Origin of the sequence: Priestia sp. D3YE.R1 (genome assembly GCF_049199565.1) — a bacterium.
GTDB lineage: Bacteria > Bacillota > Bacilli > Bacillales > Bacillaceae_H > Priestia > Priestia aryabhattai.
The window spans coordinates 49,224-67,128 of record NZ_JBLTHW010000008.1; the positions used below are offsets into that span (position 1 = coordinate 49,224).

The following is a 17,905-nucleotide window of genomic DNA, read 5'->3' on the forward strand; positions in this document are numbered from 1 at the left end:
CAATTTTACAATATCATCCTTAAGAAACGTATTTTTACAATTGTTTTATTTTGAATGGGATAAGATTGGGTACGAAGTGGAAAGAGCATACTACTACTATTATTTAAAAACATGAAAGGAGAAAGATTATGGCTGAAATAACAAAAAAGCCTGCCGGCGAAGTGAAATTTATTCCTTTATTAATTTGTCTGGCAATCGGACTTATTTTATGGTTTATTACACCTCCGTCCGGACTTGATGTAAAGGCTTGGCACTTATTCGCTATTTTTGTGGCTACTATCGTAGGGCTTATCATTAAACCATTGCCATTAGGCAGTGTAGCTATTTTATCTTTAACCATTATTGTATTAACTAATACATTAACACTTGAACAATCGCTCAGCGGTTTTCAAAATACGACGATTTGGTTAATTGTTATTGCATTCTTTATTTCTAGAGGCTTTATTAAGACTGGTCTAGGAACAAGGGTTGCCTATATCTTTGTTCGTTTGTTCGGTAAAAAGACGTTGGGACTATCGTATTCTCTTATCGTAAGTGATTTACTTTTATCACCTGCAATGCCGTCTAATACAGCACGAGCTGGAGGAATTATTCTTCCAATCATTCGTTCTTTATCTGAAACATACGGATCGAGAACTGGAGACGGTACGGAGCGCAGAGTCGGTGCTTTCTTAACAAAAGTATCGTTTCAAGGAGATATGATTACATCCGCTATGTTCGTAACCGCAATGGCGGCCAATCCTCTTGCTGTTAAAATGACGGAACAAATTACAGGCAAGACTATTTCATGGGTTGGCTGGGCAGCGGCTGCAATTGTACCTGGAATTATTAGTTTAATTGTGATTCCGCTTGTTATTTATAAGCTGTATCCCCCAGAATTAAAAGAAACACCGGAAGCATCTGAAATTGCAGTGAAAAAATTAAATGAAATGGGGCCACTAAAGAAGGAAGAATGGTACATGATTGGCGTATTTTTACTTCTTCTTGTGCTTTGGATTTTTGGAGCTAATTTAAATATTAATGCAACAACAACTGCTTTTATTGGTCTATGTACGCTGCTTTTAACACAAGTATTAAGCTGGTCGGACATCAAAAAAGAACAGGGAGCATGGGATACATTAGTCTGGTTTGCTGTTTTGGTTATGATGGCAACTTTCTTAAATGATCTAGGCATGATTCCTTGGTTCAGTGATCTGATGAAAGGCACTGTTAGTCATATGTCTTGGATGACGGCGTTAATTGTACTAGCTATTGCGTATTTTTATTCTCACTACTTTTTTGCCAGTAATACGGCTCACGTCAGCGCTATGTACGCAGCATTTTTATCTGTCATCGTGGCCGCTGGTGCGCCTCCGTTACTGTCAGCATTAATTTTAGCGTTCTTTAGCAATTTATTTGGCTGTTTAACTCACTACGGCAGTGGACCGGCACCGGTGTTCTTCGGTAGTGGATATGTAACGCAGCAAAAATGGTGGTCGCTCGGCTTTTTAATTTCAATTATTCATATTATCATTTGGATTGGAATTGGCGGCTTGTGGTGGAAACTGATAGGTCTATGGTAAAAAACAGTGGCGCAGGCCACTGTTTTTTTATGCTTCAGCCCAAACGGATACAGAGCCGCCATTTACAGGAAAGTGTCCGTAGCCGTCTTCTTCAATCACAACTTGGTCTTCTCGGTTATTTGTGAAGTCGATCCACGTTTGTCCACTTCGGTGTTCGCCGACGAACATTCTCTTTTCGCCATCTTCGCCGTTTGACATCACCACAGCGCATCCAGACTTCTCAAATTCCTCTACACCATGCCTTACCCATCCAATGGTATTCGGGTGATCAAAATAATCGTCTTGCTGGCCGTATGCTTTGTCATACCGCACATGCAAGAGAGCGGAAATATCTTTTTCTTTTCCCTCAATTGGGTGCTCTCCGCCTATCCCAAAATAGTCTCCGTAAAACACACAAGGATAGCCGTCTTCACGAAGTAAAATTAGAGCGTAAGCACTTTGTTTGAACCAATCTTCTACCCAAGATTCTAAAGATTCATTTGGCTGAGAGTCATGGTTATCTACAAATGTGACAACATTCAACGGATGAGTCTTAACCAATGTATCATCAAAAATCGTGGTTAAATCAAAATCTCTTCCCTGCTGAGAGGCTTCATGCAGTTTATAGTGCAGCGATACGTCAAACAAATCGATTTGATAATCAATCACGTCTAGGAATTCCTGACAGGCTGTTAACTCTGGATTCCAAAACTCTCCCACAAAATAAAAGGGCTTTTCTTGAGAAGAGGACAATTCGTGGGCAAACTCTTTAATAAAATCGTGGTTAATATGTTTAATGGCGTCTAATCGATAACCGTCGCACTGCAGAGTGTCTGCTAACCATTTTCCCCATTTGATCATTTCTTCTCGAACTTCAGGATGATCGTAATCAATATTCGCAAACATTAAATAATCGTAGTTGCCAAACTCTTGATCCACATTTTCGTTCCAGCTTTTATTTTCTCCGGCAATACGAAAAACGCCTTCTTTTCCATTTTTATCATCGTAATCAGTGCCGTTAAAATGATTAAAGTTCCATTTGAAAGAAGAATATTGATCGCCGCGCCCTTCAAATGTAAACTTTGTCCATCCTTCAATTTCAAAAGGTTCAGAAATTTCTTCTGTTCGGTTCATGGGGTCCACTTCAATGACGTGGAACGTTTCTTTTTCATCTGCTGCGGCTTTATGGTTCATTACAACATCCACATAGACATTAATTCCATGATTATGACAGGCATCAATCGCTTCATGCAGCTCTTGTTTGGTTCCATACTTTGTACGAACGGTTCCTTTTTGATCAAATTCGCCAAGATCGTATAAGTCGTAAACGCCGTAGCCATTATCCTCTGATGAAACACCTTTTGTAACCGGGGGAATCCACACGGAATCAATTCCTTGTTCTTTTAGTTGAGGAGCGAGCTCTTTGAGGCGTTTCCAATGCTCGCCATCAGCTGGCACATGCCATTCGAAAAATTGCATAATTGTATGATTCCGTTCCAAGTTAAATCATCCTCCTTTTAAATAAAAAGATATAATCGCTCACGGATAGTTCTTTAGAATCAAATGAGGAATTGATTATATTTTTTCTTTTAACGTTCCTGTTATCCCTATTCCTTAAACCTTTTTCAATATATGTCGCTTAAGAAAATCTTAAAATTTTCTCTTCTTTTTTCTTAAAAAATGCAGTTTACAATAAAACCCATAGACGAAATGACCCATGACATACTTTTGAAAGGAGACTGAGAAAGCAATGGACGAATATGTGGTTTTAGTTGTAAACAATGAGCTGTTTGAACGATTTAAAAGAGGGGACACTTCAAGACAAACCGATGGCTCCGGACTTGGGTTAGCTATTGCTAAGTCAATTATTGATTTGCACGGAGGAGAACTGAATATTGAAATTGACGGAGATTTATTTAAAGTAACGATTACTCTTTAATGTGAGTGAATATAAACAGCATATCTAGTAAAAAAAAGAAGCAACCTCATTATGCTGGTTGCTTCTCTTTTTTTAACGTTCTTAATTTTATTCCGCAACCGCAAAGCGTACTGTGCTTTAGTACTTTTATTTCTCTATGACACTGATTACATCTTATTTCTTGTCCAATCATTTCTTCATCCCTTCCTCTTTTTACAGGAATTTAAATAAGTATCCATAAAATACGGATACTTATTTATTGATAAAATATTAAACTAATTGAGAATAAACGAGAATCTATAATGAGAAAAATCTCTTTATTTTTTCATTTAGAAAACTGATAAATTTATTTTACTTGCTGTGGAACAGACAACCCTAAACCATCTGCAATGCGTTTTCCATACTCTGGATCCGCTTTGTAGAAGTGTTGAATTTGGCGCAGTTTAATCTCTTCTTTTTCTACAGGCTTCATAGCTTCAACGATGTTTGCAACTAAGCGTGTACGCTCCTCTTCGCTTAGAAGGCGGTATAAATCACCTGCTTGTGTGTAATGATCGTTGTGATCATATGCAACACTATCAGCAACGCCTGAAACAGGGTATGCCGCTTGTTTGTTTTCATGAGATTCTGTCGGGCCCCCAAAGCTGTTTGGCTCATAGTAAACAGAACGGCCGCCGTTATCGTCAAAGCGCATTTGACCGTCACGCTGATAGTTATTTACTTCGCTGCGGGGACGGTTGATCGGTAGCGCTTGATGATTAGCGCCGACGCGGTAGCGATGTGCGTCGCTGTATGCGAATAGTCGACCTTGCAGCATTTTGTCAGGTGATACGTCAATTCCCGGCACAAGCGTTCCAGGTGAGAATGTAGCCTGCTCCACTTCTGCAAAATAATTTTCCGGATTGCGATCTAATACCATGCGACCTACTTCAATTAGTGGATAGTCTTTTTGTGACCATACCTTTGTTACATCGAACGGGTCGAAGCGATACGTATCAGCATCTTCTAACGGCATAATTTGAACGTACAGCTTCCATGAAGGCAAATCGCCTTTTTCAATGGCATTAAATAAATCTTCGGTATGATAATCTGGATTTTCACCAGCTATCTTGGCGGCTACGTCTGGAGCCAGATTTTTCACGCCTTGCTCTGTTTTAAAGTGATACTTCACCCAAACGCCATCTCCTTCGGCGTTAACCCACTTAAATGTGTGGCTGCCAAATCCATGCATATGGCGTAACGTTGCCGGGATACCTCGGTCAGACATCAAAATAGAAACTTGATGCAAAGATTCAGGAGAGAGGGACCAGAAATCCCACACGGCCGTCGGATTTTTTAAATGCGTGCGTGGATCGCGTTTTTGTGTATGAATAAAATCGGGAAATTTAATCGCATCTCGGATGAAAAATACAGGTGTATTATTTCCGACTAAGTCGTAGTTTCCTTCTTCTGTATAAAATTTAACAGCAAATCCGCGAGGGTCGCGAACGGTATCTGCTGAGCCGTTTTCACCAGCTACTGTTGAAAAGCGAACAAATAGAGGTGTTCGTTTTCCTACTTCAGAAAGGAAACCTGCTTTTGTATAGGTTGAAACATCGTTTGTCACTTCAAAATAACCATGGGCACCGGCGCCTTTTGCGTGCACGACACGTTCAGGAACACGCTCTCGGTTAAAATGGGCTAATTTCTCTAAAAGGTGAACATCTTGAATTAAGGTAGGACCGCGTGAACCAGCGGTCATTGAATTTTGATTATCTCCAACCGGAGCTCCCCAACTAGTCGTTAGGTTATTCTTGTTTGTTGTCATCTTAGAACCACCTCTTATTTGAATTTTGTTATGTTAGAAATAATGATAACATTTTTAAATAAAAAATCAATACTAATTTATAATTATTATAATTTAACCTGTGTATTCTGAGATGTAATCAGTGGGGGATACGCATGTGGAATGTACGAACTATTTTTAAAATTTTCTGTATAGTATATTTAGTTTAATGATAAAAATGCCTGGTGTGTAATTATTTTGAACGGCTATTACTACATTAAAAACACGCTTGCTTATATAAGCAAGCGTGTTCGTTTTATATATTTTGTGATAAATTTGCTTTTGCTGCCAGCTCAGCCTGAGGCGTGCGCCAAAGCTGTGTCCATTTTTGAATCGCGGCTATCATAATAATGAGACCAAGTATAAGCATGATGATCGAAAGAGTCGCATTTAATATGCTGTAACCTGCCGCAGCTTCGTTTAAATACACATTCTTAACCATCCAATAACCCGCATAGTTAACCGTTACGTAAAGGTAGGCTAGTGGAATAAGGCAAGTAAGCATATAGGAGCGTTTATCTGCAATTCTAAGAATGACGGTTGCTCCAATAATTAAACCAATAGAGGCCATTAACTGATTCGATACGCCGAACAGCGCCCAAACGGAGCCAATATCTCCTGAGAACAATAAGTACCCCCACATAAAACAGGCTAGGGCACTTGCAAAAATTGACCCCGGAAGCCAGTCTACTCGCTTTAAAGGTTTATAAAACTCACCGAAAAAGTCTTGAATTAAATAGCGGGAAACGCGTGTGCCAGCGTCGATAGCAGTTAAAATAAACACTGCTTCAAACATAATGACGAATTGGAAAAAATAAGAAGACAGGTGGCTGAACCAAGGAATTTCCGTGAAGATATACGTCATTCCTACAGCTAGTGTAACAGCGCCCCCTGTGCGGCCTTCTAAGTTTAGACCAATCTCTTGGCTAAGCTGAGGAAGAGCTGTTACATTCATGCCAAGCGTTTTGAACACTTCAGGTGTAGAGTTAATTGCAAAATAGTCTCCAGGATGTAAAGCTGTTGCTGCAATTAATGCCATAATTCCTACTAAGCATTCGACTAACATCGCGCCGAAGCCTACAACTTTAATGTCACTCCAACGATCAAGCATCTTAGGGGTTGTTCCTGAACCAACAAATGCATGGAAGCCAGAAATAGCACCGCAGGCGATCGTAATGGAAATGAACGGCCACACAGGTCCTGCTAAAATAGGGCCGCCTCCGTGAATAAATTCAGTAACTGCAGGAAATGGAATTGCTGGATTTACGAAAAACACGCCTACAATCAGCGCGATAAAGACACCAATTTTCATAAAGCTGCTTAAGTAATCTCGAGGTGCTAAAAGCAGCCAAACGGGCAAGGCCGCTGCGAAAAATGCATAAACGGGAAGAATAATTGAAAGTGTTTTAATATCTAGCGTTAAAAAATCTCCTAAAGCTGTTCCTTGAATATAAGGACCGCTAAATACGGCAATTAAAATTAAAATGAAGCCGACGGTAGAAGCCGCTTTTAAATTACCTGTTTTTTTGTGGTAAATACCTACCCCCATTGCGATCGGAATCGTAATTCCAACAGCGAATGTACCCCAAGGATTTTTCTCAAGTGCGTGTAACACGACCATAGATAAACCGGCCATTGTGATGGTAATGATAAAAAGCATAGCTAAACCTGTACAAAAACCAGCGACGGGTCCTAGCTCTTTTTTAGCCACTTCTGAAAGCGACTGGCCTTTTTGGCGCATAGATGCAAATAACACAACTGCATCGTGAACGGCTCCTCCGATTACAGCTCCGATTAAAAGCCAGAGCAGTCCGGGTAAATAGCCAAACTGAGCCGCTAAAATAGGTCCAACAAGCGGACCCGCAGCTGCAATAGCTGCAAAGTGATGACCAAATGTTACCCATCGGTTGGTTGGCACATAATCTTTTCCATCTTCAAGCTCATGTGCCGGCGTTTGTTGCGCATCGTTTAGCTTCAAGACCTTAACAGCCATGAATGTTCCATAAAGCCGATACGCAATCATTAAAATACAGATAGATCCAATAACAATCGTAACCGCATTCATTACAAATCCCCCTATCCCTTAGTTGTCTGATGTTTGTACTACTACACAACGTTATGTAATTGTGTGTTCCCCTTACAACTTTCATTATAAAAGAAGAAAGCGCTTTTATCACCAGTTTTTCCCTTAATTATTTTAAAAATTAGAAAGTTCAAATTCCCTTTGAAAAACTATAAGACTTTTCGCATAATCTCTGCTATAATTTTTAAAAAAATTAGTACGCATTTAGGTGTTTTTAGTTAGGGAGATGAAAAGAGTGAACCATCGTCAAGAGTTACAAAATAGCAAGCGTATTGTAGTCAAAGTAGGGACCTCTACGTTGACTTATGATAATGGAGATATTAACTTAGCACGCATTGAAAAACTAGCGCGTGTTTTATCTGATTTAATGAATGCAGGAAAAGAAGTTGTGCTTGTTACATCAGGTGCCGTTCAAGTGGGAGTAAAAAAACTAAAGTTAAAAGAAAAGCCAACTTCTATTCGAGAAAAACAAGCAGCAGCCTCTGTCGGGCAATGTGAGCTTATGCATATCTACAGTAAATTCTTTGGTGAGTACAGTCACATTGTTGGTCAAGTACTGTTAACAAAAGATGTAATCGAAGATGAACATGTGCGCAATAACGTTGTGAACACGTTTGAAAAATTAATTGAAGACAAAGTGATTCCTATTGTGAATGAAAACGATACAGTTGCAATCGATGAGATTGAAAACATCGTGCGTTTTGGAGATAACGATAATTTATCGGCCATTGTTTCAGTTTTGATTCACGCAGATTTACTCGTTATTTTATCTGATATTGAAGGTTTCTTTGATTCAGATCCCACAAAAAACCCTAACTCTAAATTAATGAAAGTAATAGATGGCATCACGCCGGAGCTTGAGAATTTTGCTGGAGATAGTGGAACTGACGTTGGAACAGGCGGAATGGTCACAAAGCTTACCGCTGCTAAAACAGCTACAAGTGCAGGCGTGAGCTTAATCTTAGCAAATGGTAAAGAGCCAAGTATTTTGCGAGATATTATTGAAGGCCAAGAAATTGGAACGTTATTCTTAAAACAAGCTGAAGGAGTAATGAAATGAGTGAATTGCAGCTTAAAGGAAAGCAGGCACAAGAAGCCTCTTATTTCTTAGGAAATGTAACGAGCGAACAAAAACAGCAAGCGCTTTATAAAATGGCGGCTGCTTTATTGAGTCAGCAAGAAGCGATTTTAAAAGCAAATGAATTAGACGTAGAAAAAGCGGTTCAAAAAGGCACGTCAAAAGCGATGTTAGATCGCCTATCTTTAAATGAAGAGCGGATTCATGGAATGGCAGACGGCCTGCGCCAAGTAGCTGCGCTTGCGGATCCAGTAGGAGAAGTACTGTCTATGGCCAAACGGCCAAATGGCTTACAAATTGGGCAGCAGCGTGTACCTATTGGTGTCATAGGAATTATTTATGAAGCGCGTCCAAACGTTACATGTGATGCAGCAGGCTTATGCTTAAAAGCAGGAAATGCGGTTATTTTGCGCGGAGGCAGTGAGGCATTTTATTCGAATCAAGCGATTGTTTCTATATTATCTCAAGCTGCGGCAAGTGCAGGATTGCCTGAGCATAGCGTCCAGCTTATTGAAGATACGTCGAGAGAAACAGCACTGGAGTTAATGAAACTAAATGAATATATCGATGTATTAATTCCTCGAGGCGGTGCTGGTTTAATTGAAGCGGTGGTAAAAAATGCAACGGTTCCTGTTATTGAAACGGGAACCGGGAACTGCCACATTTATGTTGATGACGAATATGACCGTGACATGGCGGCTAATATTGTCATTAATGCAAAAACATCTCGTCCAGCGGTGTGTAACTCAGCCGAAAAGCTGATTATTCATGAACGAGCGGCTTATGAATTTTTGCCGATTATTGTTCAAGCGCTACGAGAGGAAGGTGTAGAAGTACGCGGTGATGGCCGTGCGCTAACAATCGTTCCAGATCTTGTTCCAGCAGGGGATGAGGATTGGAAGAAAGAATATCTGGATTTCATCATGGCGGTTAAAATCGTAGATGATATCGATGAAGCGATTTCCCATATTAATGTTCATAGTTCACATCACTCCGAAGCGATTGTAACAACAAATTATGCTCATGCTCAGCGTTTTTTACAGCGCGTTAATTCAGCTGCTGTGTATGTGAATGCTTCGACGAGGTTTACGGACGGAGAAGAGTTTGGTTTCGGGGCAGAAATCGGGATTAGTACACAAAAGCTTCATGCACGCGGACCAATGGGATTAAAAGAATTAACAACATTAAAATATATTATTTACGGAAATGGACAAATTCGATAAAAAGAAGAGGCTGAGCCAAAAGTATTTTAGACGAAGTGAAAAACGAACCATTGATCAAAATTTTGATTAGTGGTTCGTTTTTTTATTAGAGTGAACGTAGGTTTCATCTGTTTAGCTTCTTCTAGCAGTTGATCGGAGGGAGAGACGAAGACTCCTGCGGGAAAAGCGGAACAGATGAGACCCCGCAGGAGTACAAGCGACGAGGAGGCTCAGCGGCCGCCCGCGGAAAGCGAAGTCTTGCACGGAAATTACCTGCGGTGTCACAAGCAGTTTAGCTCATGTATCACATTTGTTCGTCTTTAGATTAGCTTCATTCAGTAGTGCCCTAACATTCTCCTTTATTTCCATATATGTTCAATTTCTTCAAGTGACTTTCCTTTTGTTTCTGGCACCCACTTCCATATAAACAAAAACGAAGCGATACACATAATCATAAAAGATAAAAAGGTAAAAGATCCTCCAGCTTTGTTCCAAAGAATAGGAAAAAACTGAGACACAAACCAATTAGCTATCCACAAGAAAAAGGTGGAAATAGACATTGCATAGCCTCTTGCATGATTAGGAAAAATTTCAGAAATCACAACCCATACAACGGGTCCCATAGAAATATTAAAAAGAAATAAATAAAAAACAATAAGTAAACTAGTAGTCAAGCCTTCAGTACCCTGTGAATGAAATCCAAAAGAAACGAGAAGCTGCGTAACGGCCATACCAGCTGTGCCAGTAAGTAATAAAGCTTTGCGGCCAATCCGGTCGATAAGCCACATGGAACAAAGAACGCCTAAAAAGGCAGCTACACCAATCATAGACGTAACAAGGAGTGATAAATCTCCTCTAGCTCCAGCTGCTTCAAAAACTTGCGGGGCGTAATAAATAATGGCATTGATTCCGACAAGCTGTTGAAAGGCTGCAAGTAGAATACCAATAAGCAACGCTTTTCGAGGGCCTGCCTCTTTAAAAAGCGAAAGAGAAGCCGGTTGATTTTCTTTTAACGATTGCTCAATATGATACAGCTCTTGGCGTGCAATGCGTGTACCATTGATTTTAATTAAAATGTCCATAGCTTCTAAAGTGCGGTTTGCTTTTACCAGCCACCTTGGACTTTCAGGAACAGGAGAAAGAATAAGAAGAAATAAAAGAGCTGGAATGCCAGAAGCACCGATAATGTAGCGCCATCCTGTGGAATTCTGCCAAGCGTCTTCTCCAATAGATAAAATGTAGTCATTTACAAAATAGACAGAAACAATTCCAACGGCAACAGCAAATTGATAAAGAGAGCCTAAGCGGCCGCGCATGTGCGGAGGGGCTATTTCAGAAATATAGGTAATAGAAAGAACAGAAGCCATACCAATGCCTAGTCCCCCAATAATTCGAGAAACAATCACAAAAGAGATAGATGAAGATAGCGCTTGCATAATTGCGGATACGATAAATAAAGAAGCTGCTAAAAGTAAGATGGTTTTTCTACCGAATCGATCACTCAGTTTTCCTGAAGCAAGTACCCCAACGGCACCACCGAGCAGCAAACTAGATACAACAAAACCTACCATCGTTGGACTGAGATTAAAATGCACTTCCATCAACCTAATAGCCCCTGAAATGACGGCTGTGTCATAGCCGTAAAGTAACCCTCCAAAAGCAGCTGCACATGAAATGAAAATAACAAAAAATAGATTTCCTTTTTGCTCCTTACACTCGTCAGAAGTTACTTTTACTATCCCCATATAAATTCCTCCTTTGAATCGCGGTCACTATTTTAATTAAAAAAACGTTATACGTAAAACGTTTTCATAAAAGATGTTTTTATGTTAAACTAAAAATTGTAAATAATCAAATTATTTTTTAACTTTTATATGAATTATGTACGTTTTGTTATCAATCAATAGGGAAGAAAAAGTAGGGGGGAAAAGAAATATGGCATTTATGCAATGTGATTTTTTTTCAGAAGTATTGCAAATAAGTACTTCAATGAACGTTTTGATACCGCAGCAAACAAAATCTCAAATTGGTTTACAAACCAATACAAGAAGTGAGAAACACCCTACGCTCTATTTATTACATGGTCTTTCTGATGATCATACGATATGGATGAGAAGAACTTCGATTGAACGCTACGCATCAGAATTAGGGCTTGCAGTTGTAATGCCAAATGTAGATCGTAGCTTTTATAGAAATATGGCGTATGGAAAGAAGTATTGGACGTTTGTAACAGAAGAACTTCCTCAATTGGCTAGATCATTCTTTCCGTTATCGGAAAAAAGAGAAGATAATTTTGTAGCTGGTCTTTCTATGGGAGGGTACGGCGCTTTAAAATGGGCGTTTCGCAAACCACATCAATTTTCTGCAGCTGCCAGTTTATCAGGAGTGATGGACGTTGAAGGGCTTGGAGGGCGGGGAGAAGTTCAGTTCTTAGATTATCCTTTGATTTTTGGCATGCCGCCTGTTATTAGACCTGAGGATGATCTTTTCTGGCTGCTTGAAAATCGCCGGCGCTATGGNTGATTTTTGGCATGCCGCCTGTTATTAGACCTGAGGATGATCTTTTCTGGCTGCTTGAAAATCGCCGGCGCTATGGAGAAGTGACTCCGCGTATTTATCAATGCTGTGGAACAGAAGATTTTTTATATCAGGAAAATAAACGTTTTTCCGAGCGATGTAAGCAAGAGCCTATTTGTTTTACATATGAAGAAGGAAAAGGAAGTCACGACTGGGCATATTGGGATCAAAAAATTCAAGATGTGCTAAAGTGGCTGTTTAGTGAAAAGTAGGGAAGGTAGGTTTCGGTAGTTCCGACTTCTAGTAGTATAATAAAGAAAAATGTTTACTTGGTCGATAGACTAAAAGGAAATAGGAGTCGGTACGAATGGGGAGAAAAAAAATCACGATTACAGAAGTAGCGAAAGAAGCGGGTGTTTCATTAGCTACGGTATCAAGAATTTTCAATAATAAAGACGGTAAAATTAAAATCAGTGAAAAAACCAAGCAAAAAGTACTAAAAGCAGCAGCTCATTTAGGGTATCAGACGAATCCATTTGCGGCAGCTCTGCGGGCCCAAAAAACAGGGATTATCGGGATATTAATTAGAGACTTAAAAGATCCGTTTTTAATTGAACTATTAAAAAAGGTACAGCAACAAGTCCAAAGTCGAGGGATGGATGTTCTTATTGGACATACGGATTACCAAGAAACAACGGCTGAGCGTCAATTAAATGTTATGATGAACCATTGGTTTGATGGAGTCATTTTATTAGATTATGTAGCCGCTCAGAATCCTTTTGTAGACATATTAAAAGAATATCAAACGCCCTACGTTTCTCTTACAGGAGACGGCTCTTCTGCACTTTGGCCGATTGTACATGTAGATGATGCGGTGGGAATACAATTAGCTGTTGCTCACTTAACGGACCTTGGTCATAAGAATATCGGGTTCGTTGGAAAAGCTGTAAGCGGAGTCGAGCACCGTCTGTCTCTTTTTCATCAGTATGTACCGTCAGCAAACGCAAAGTTTGTAAAAGAAGATATGAATAACTCAGATGAACTATATCAGTTTATAAATGAGCTAGCTCATCATCCAGAGCCCCCAACTGCGCTTATTTGTGCTACGGATTACATTGCTCTGAAAGTGATACACTGTGCGTGGCAAAACGGGCTTCACGTTCCAGCAGATTTGTCTGTTATAGGGTTTGATGATATTAAAGAAGCTAGTGAAGCGCATCCTCCGCTAACAACCATCCGTCAACCGATGGAGAAAATGGCTGAAAAAGCAGTAAACCTCTTACTTCAGCAAATTCAGAATCAGCAAGAAATAGATCAAGTACAGTATAAAATGGCACCTGTATTAGTAGAGCGTGAGACCACAAAACGTATGAATTGATAAGGAATGTATATACTATTCCTGAAAGTGTGAGACAAAAAGTCCACACTTTTTTGCATTAACCATTGCGTCTACTTCCCTCTTTCTTATACACTGTATGCTGTAGGGGAAAAAACCAAGCTTTAATATGTTTGGAGCGATTTGATGACACAACAAAAATTAGATAAATATGAAATTATGGACGTTAGCTTACTAGCAGGTAAAATTATGTTAGAAAGCGGAGCAGAAACGTATCGAGTAGAAGACACAATGATGCGGATTGCAGCGTCTTACGGTATAAAAAAATCCCACAGCTATGTGACGCCAACAGGGATTATGTTTTCACTTGAAACGAAAGAACCGACGAAAACGAAGTTAATTCGTATTTCCGAACGAACGACCGATTTGAAAAAAGTAACCATGGTAAATAGCGTCTCAAGAACAATCAGTCAAGGAAACATCTCCTTGGAGGAAGCGTATGAAATGCTACAAGAAATTGAAGCAACGAACGTAGCTTTTCCACTATGGGTTCAACTTGCAGCTGCATCCATTTCTAGCGGATGCTTTTTAATCATGTTTCAAGGTTTATGGACGGACTTTATTCCAGCCATGTTTTCAGGAGGTCTCGGATTTTTAACCGTGGTGTATTTCCATCGTCTTATTCCGATTCGCTTTTTTGCTGAGTTTACCGCTTCGTTAGTTATTGGCCTTTTATCAGCTCTTTTAGTCGCTTCAGGACTGGGCACGCAAATTGATAAAATTATTATTGGATCCGTTATGCCTCTCGTTCCTGGCTTATCCATTACCAATGCAGTGCGAGATTTAATGGCGGGACATTTACTGTCTGGATTATCAAAAGGAGCAGAAGCGTTTCTGACGGCATTCGCTATTGGTGCAGGTATTGCCATTGTATTTACGCTTCTATAGGAGGGAGGCATCATATGCATATCGTAGAGCAGATAATTACAAGTTTTATTGCTTCAGCAGCGTTTGGGATCATTTTTAATGTTCCACGTGAATCATTATTAAAAAGTGGATTTGTCGGAATGATTGGCTGGCTCATTTACTATTTGCTAACGTTCTATGGTGTAGATGAAATTCCAAGCACCGTTGCATCGGCCTTCTTTATTGCTATTATTAGTCAAATTTACGCAAAAATTTATCGCACACCGATCATTATTTTCACCGTAGCAGGTATTATTCCGCTCGTTCCAGGGGGAACAGCATACGATGCCATGCGTAACTTTGTAGAAAATAACTATAATGAAGCCATTAGTCTTGCAGCAAAGGCCTTTATGATTTCAGGTTCAATTGCCATTGGTATTGTATTTTCTGAAGTCATTAACCAAATCATTCGTCAATCTAAATTAAATGCCAAAGCAAAATATCGACCGTAGAGAAGCAAGCTCAAATCAGAGCGTGCTTTTTTTATGAAAAAATAAAGGGATCCTTCACTTTTTTGTCACAAGAAAGTCACGTTTTAGTCTAAAAACGTTCAAAAAATGTACGTGCACAGCTAAAAAAATAGACTATACTATGTAAATAGAAAGAGAGACATTACATATGTTTGTGAAATATTGAGCATATTTCTCGAATTATTATGCTCAATGTTTCACAATATAAGTAAAAGATGCTCAGAAATGAGCAAAGTATCTATGGAAACGATGAATGTTCTTATATATGAAAGGAGAAAGAAGATGGATACAGTCATACTATCACGTATTCAATTTGCATCAACGACGCTGTTTCATTTTATCTTTGTACCGCTGTCTATCGGCCTTGTCTTTTTAGTAGCGATCATGGAAACGATGTACGTAGTAAAAAAAGATGAACAGTATAAAAAGATGGCAAAGTTTTGGGGGCACTTATTCCTGATTAACTTTGCTGTCGGAGTCGTAACAGGTATTTTACAAGAATTTCAGTTTGGCATGAACTGGTCAGAGTACTCACGGTTTGTAGGAGATGTATTCGGTGCGCCGCTTGCTATTGAAGCACTGCTAGCGTTTTTTATGGAGTCCACTTTCCTTGGACTGTGGATTTTCGGGTGGGATCGTTTGCCTAAATGGCTGCACTGCCTATGTATTTGGCTTGTTAGTCTAGGTACTATCTTTTCAGCGTTCTTTATTTTAACGGCTAATTCTTTTATGCAGCATCCGGTCGGAATGGAGCTGAATAATGGCCGTTTAGAAATGAATAACTTCTTTAAATTGTTAACAAACGGTCAGCTGTGGGTTGAATTCCCTCATACAATTTTAGGTTCGTTTGCAACAGGCGCCTTTTTTATCACGGGTGTCAGTGCCGTTATGCTCTTAAAGAAAAAACATGTGGCTTTTGCCAAAAAATCATTTCAAGTTGCTATCCTTGTAGGGTTAATTTCAGGTGTAGGAATTGCGCTATCTGGTCATGAACAGGCTGGATATTTAGTCAAAACACAGCCGATGAAAATGGCGGCAAGTGAAGGGTTATGGGAAAACAGCGGAAGTCCAGGTGCTTGGACGGTAACAGCAAATATTCACCCTGATGAAAAGAAAAATACGAGTGAAATCAAAATACCTTACTTATTAAGCTTCTTATCATACGGTAAGTTTTCAGGTTCGGTTCCTGGAATGAACGAGCTGCAGGAGCAGTATACGGCGAAATACGGGGAAGGAAATTATATTCCACCCGTTCGCACAACGTTTTGGAGTTTCCGCATTATGGCTGGTCTAGGTGGCGTATTATGTGCATTGGGCATTTGGGGTACGTACTTGCTTTCTCGTAAAAAACTTCAAGAAAGCAAACTATTTTTACGTATTATGACGATTGCCATTGCCTTTCCGTTCCTTGGAAGCTCAGCAGGTTGGATTATGACAGAGATTGGCCGTCAGCCGTGGGTTGTATTTGGCTATATGAAAACCGAAGATGCCGTGTCTCCTGGTGTAACAGCAGGTGAACTGTTGTTTTCTATTATCTCGTTTTCGTTCTTTTATTTAATTTTAGCTGTGATTATGGTGTTCTTATTTATTAAAGAAATTAAAAAAGGTCCAGATCATGATCACGAAGCACATACAAAAGTAACATCAACTGATCCGTTTACAAAGGAGGGATACAATGTTTTCTCTTAATGAATTCTGGTATTTACTAGTATCCATTCTGTTTGTTGGTTTTATCTTTTTAGAAGGCTTTGATTTCGGGATTGGAATGGTGTCTCGTTTTTTAGGAAGAAACGACTTAGAGCGACGAGCTTTTATTAATACAATCGGTCCTTTTTGGGATGCAAATGAAGTTTGGTTAATTTCAGCAATCGGTGCTATGTTTGCTGCTTTTCCAAACTGGTATGCGACGCTATTAAGCGGGTCATATGTTCTTTTCGTTCTTCTTTTGCTTTCCCTTATCGGACGCGGTGTAGCATTTGAATTTCGAGGAAAAGTTGAAAAACAAGCGTGGAAAAATGCATGGGATTGGGTGATATTCTTCGGAAGTCTTTTTCCACCGCTCATTTTTGGCATCTTATTTTCAGCACTAATGAAAGGCTTGCCTGTTGAAAGCAACATGCAAATGAATGCCGGCTTTTCGGATATTGTGAATCTATATACCATAACAGGCGGCGTGACCTTAACAATGCTTTGTTTATGGCACGGACTTATTTTTGCGACGATTCGTACGATGGACGACATCAGAGATCGTTCACGAAAAGTGGCTATGAAGCTTTTGCCTGTGAATGCCTTGCTGCTTCTTATTTTTTCAGGCATGACGTTTTTTGAAACAGATTTATTCAGTAATCATAGCCGCTTGATGCTATATACATTTTTTATCGGTATTTTCGTGTATTTACTAGCAGGATTTTTCCTTACACGAAAAAAAGACGGATGGGCATTTGCTATGTCTGGCTTAATTTTAATTTTATCAATTTCCTCTATATTTGCAGGATTGTTTCCAACCGTTTTAGTTAGTTCAATTAATGAAAGCTATAGTTTAACGATTCATAATGCAGCATCAGGGAATTATTCCTTAAAAATTATGTCTTACGCTGCTATTGCGCTGCTGCCTTTTGTGTTAGGTTATCAAATTTGGAGCTACTACGTTTTTAGAAAACGTGTAGATCATAAGGAGCATATGGAGTACTAATGGGTAGAAATTTAATGGTTTACAACGGAATAAAAATGGTTCTTGCCATGTTAATAGGGCTTATTACTATTCAAAGTGTAGCCATTATTTTTCAAGCTAAGTGGCTTGCCGAAGTAATTACTGCTCTTTTTCATGGTGAAAGTTTAACTTCGCAGACAAAAACAATCGGATTGTTTTTGTCTGCCTTTATGGTTCGTCAGATCATAGGTTTTATAGTGAAAAAAACGGCATATCAATTTGGAGTCAAAACGACTCAGGAACTTCGTTTGATAGTCAT

13 protein-coding genes and 3 pseudogenes are annotated in these 17,905 nt (G+C 39.5%); 12 read left to right on the forward strand and 4 right to left on the reverse strand.

Going from position 1 to position 17,905, the window contains the following annotated elements; genetic code table 11:
- The first annotated feature begins 128 nt into the window (after window positions 1-128).
- Window positions 129-1,562: an anion permease gene (locus ACOZIR_RS26015; protein WP_045293908.1), complete on the forward strand. Its 1,434-nt coding sequence runs from the start codon at window positions 129-131 to the stop codon at window positions 1,560-1,562.
- 27 nt (window positions 1,563-1,589) lie between these two features.
- Here ACOZIR_RS26015 and ACOZIR_RS26020 read toward each other — a convergent pair whose 3' ends face one another.
- A complete protein-coding gene (locus ACOZIR_RS26020) occupies window positions 1,590-3,041 on the reverse strand; it encodes an alpha-amylase (RefSeq protein ID WP_045293907.1) in 1,452 nt (483 codons plus the stop codon).
- Window positions 3,042-3,279: 238 nt separating this feature from the next.
- On the opposite strand from ACOZIR_RS26020, the pseudogene ACOZIR_RS26025 reads away from it, so the two are divergent.
- Window positions 3,280-3,480, forward strand: a pseudogene (locus tag ACOZIR_RS26025) (ATP-binding protein); the annotation flags it as partial.
- 325 nt (window positions 3,481-3,805) lie between these two features.
- Here ACOZIR_RS26025 and katA read toward each other — a convergent pair.
- Both katA and cstA read right to left on the reverse strand, forming a co-directional pair.
- Complete coding sequence (katA, locus tag ACOZIR_RS26030; RefSeq protein WP_340141655.1) at window positions 3,806-5,266, reverse strand: catalase KatA; 1,461 nt, start codon at window positions 5,264-5,266, stop codon at window positions 3,806-3,808.
- 274 nt (window positions 5,267-5,540) lie between these two features.
- Window positions 5,541-7,349, reverse strand: coding sequence for a carbon starvation protein CstA (gene cstA, locus ACOZIR_RS26035; protein WP_045293904.1), 1,809 nt, complete (start codon window positions 7,347-7,349; stop codon window positions 5,541-5,543).
- 244 nt (window positions 7,350-7,593) lie between these two features.
- Here cstA and proB point away from each other — a divergent pair, with 244 nt between their 5' ends.
- The 3 genes from proB to ACOZIR_RS26050 all read left to right on the forward strand — a co-directional run bounded on the left by proB (window position 7,594) and on the right by ACOZIR_RS26050 (window position 9,943).
- Complete coding sequence (gene proB / locus ACOZIR_RS26040; protein ID WP_310878176.1) at window positions 7,594-8,427, forward strand: glutamate 5-kinase; 834 nt, start codon at window positions 7,594-7,596, stop codon at window positions 8,425-8,427.
- Entirely contained in the window at window positions 8,424-9,668 is a 1,245-nt protein-coding gene (locus ACOZIR_RS26045; RefSeq protein WP_340141656.1) for a glutamate-5-semialdehyde dehydrogenase, read from the forward strand. Before proB ends, ACOZIR_RS26045 begins: the two co-directional genes overlap by 4 nt.
- A gap of 128 nt (window positions 9,669-9,796) precedes the next feature.
- Window positions 9,797-9,943: a hypothetical protein gene (locus ACOZIR_RS26050; RefSeq protein WP_169746690.1), complete on the forward strand. Its 147-nt coding sequence runs from the start codon at window positions 9,797-9,799 to the stop codon at window positions 9,941-9,943.
- Window positions 9,944-10,006: 63 nt separating this feature from the next.
- Here ACOZIR_RS26050 and ACOZIR_RS26055 read toward each other — a convergent pair whose 3' ends face one another.
- Window positions 10,007-11,392, reverse strand: a complete 1,386-nt coding sequence (locus tag ACOZIR_RS26055; protein WP_328120456.1) for a sugar porter family MFS transporter — start codon at window positions 11,390-11,392, stop codon at window positions 10,007-10,009.
- A 190-nt stretch (window positions 11,393-11,582) separates the two neighbouring features.
- Here ACOZIR_RS26055 and ACOZIR_RS26060 point away from each other — a divergent pair.
- From ACOZIR_RS26060 to ACOZIR_RS26090, 7 genes and pseudogenes are all read left to right on the forward strand, one after another.
- Window positions 11,583-12,436, forward strand: a pseudogene (locus ACOZIR_RS26060) (alpha/beta hydrolase).
- A gap of 95 nt (window positions 12,437-12,531) precedes the next feature.
- Window positions 12,532-13,542: a LacI family DNA-binding transcriptional regulator gene (locus ACOZIR_RS26065; RefSeq protein ID WP_328120454.1), complete on the forward strand. Its 1,011-nt coding sequence runs from the start codon at window positions 12,532-12,534 to the stop codon at window positions 13,540-13,542.
- A gap of 144 nt (window positions 13,543-13,686) precedes the next feature.
- On the forward strand, window positions 13,687-14,448 hold the full coding sequence (locus ACOZIR_RS26070) for a threonine/serine exporter family protein (protein ID WP_013085528.1): 762 nt from the start codon (window positions 13,687-13,689) through the stop codon (window positions 14,446-14,448).
- 14 nt (window positions 14,449-14,462) lie between these two features.
- Complete coding sequence (locus tag ACOZIR_RS26075; RefSeq protein WP_013059882.1) at window positions 14,463-14,918, forward strand: threonine/serine exporter family protein; 456 nt, start codon at window positions 14,463-14,465, stop codon at window positions 14,916-14,918.
- A gap of 300 nt (window positions 14,919-15,218) precedes the next feature.
- The gene (locus ACOZIR_RS26080; RefSeq protein WP_045293899.1) at window positions 15,219-16,625 is read left to right on the forward strand and encodes a cytochrome ubiquinol oxidase subunit I; all 1,407 of its coding nucleotides are present in this window, start codon (window positions 15,219-15,221) and stop codon (window positions 16,623-16,625) included.
- Window positions 16,612-17,628, forward strand: a complete 1,017-nt coding sequence (cydB, locus tag ACOZIR_RS26085; protein ID WP_221813918.1) for a cytochrome d ubiquinol oxidase subunit II — start codon at window positions 16,612-16,614, stop codon at window positions 17,626-17,628. The genes ACOZIR_RS26080 and cydB overlap by 14 nt, the downstream gene beginning before the upstream one ends.
- A pseudogene (locus tag ACOZIR_RS26090) lies at window positions 17,628-17,905 on the forward strand (thiol reductant ABC exporter subunit CydD); the annotation flags it as partial. The gene cydB and the pseudogene ACOZIR_RS26090, both read left to right, overlap by 1 nt.

Coding starts and splice junctions, on each gene's coding strand:
- ACOZIR_RS26055 (WP_328120456.1), bottom strand. CDS start 11,392: ATGGGGATAGTAAAAGTAACTTCTGACGAGTGTAAGGAGCAAAAAGGA.
- ACOZIR_RS26080 (WP_045293899.1), top strand. CDS start 15,219: ATGGATACAGTCATACTATCACGTATTCAATTTGCATCAACGACGCTG.
- katA (WP_340141655.1), bottom strand. CDS start 5,266: ATGACAACAAACAAGAATAACCTAACGACTAGTTGGGGAGCTCCGGTT.
- proB (WP_310878176.1), top strand. CDS start 7,594: ATGAAAAGAGTGAACCATCGTCAAGAGTTACAAAATAGCAAGCGTATT.
- ACOZIR_RS26015 (WP_045293908.1), top strand. CDS start 129: ATGGCTGAAATAACAAAAAAGCCTGCCGGCGAAGTGAAATTTATTCCT.
- cstA (WP_045293904.1), bottom strand. CDS start 7,349: ATGAATGCGGTTACGATTGTTATTGGATCTATCTGTATTTTAATGATT.
- ACOZIR_RS26045 (WP_340141656.1), top strand. CDS start 8,424: ATGAGTGAATTGCAGCTTAAAGGAAAGCAGGCACAAGAAGCCTCTTAT.
- ACOZIR_RS26070 (WP_013085528.1), top strand. CDS start 13,687: ATGACACAACAAAAATTAGATAAATATGAAATTATGGACGTTAGCTTA.
- cydB (WP_221813918.1), top strand. CDS start 16,612: ATGTTTTCTCTTAATGAATTCTGGTATTTACTAGTATCCATTCTGTTT.
- ACOZIR_RS26065 (WP_328120454.1), top strand. CDS start 12,532: ATGGGGAGAAAAAAAATCACGATTACAGAAGTAGCGAAAGAAGCGGGT.
- ACOZIR_RS26075 (WP_013059882.1), top strand. CDS start 14,463: ATGCATATCGTAGAGCAGATAATTACAAGTTTTATTGCTTCAGCAGCG.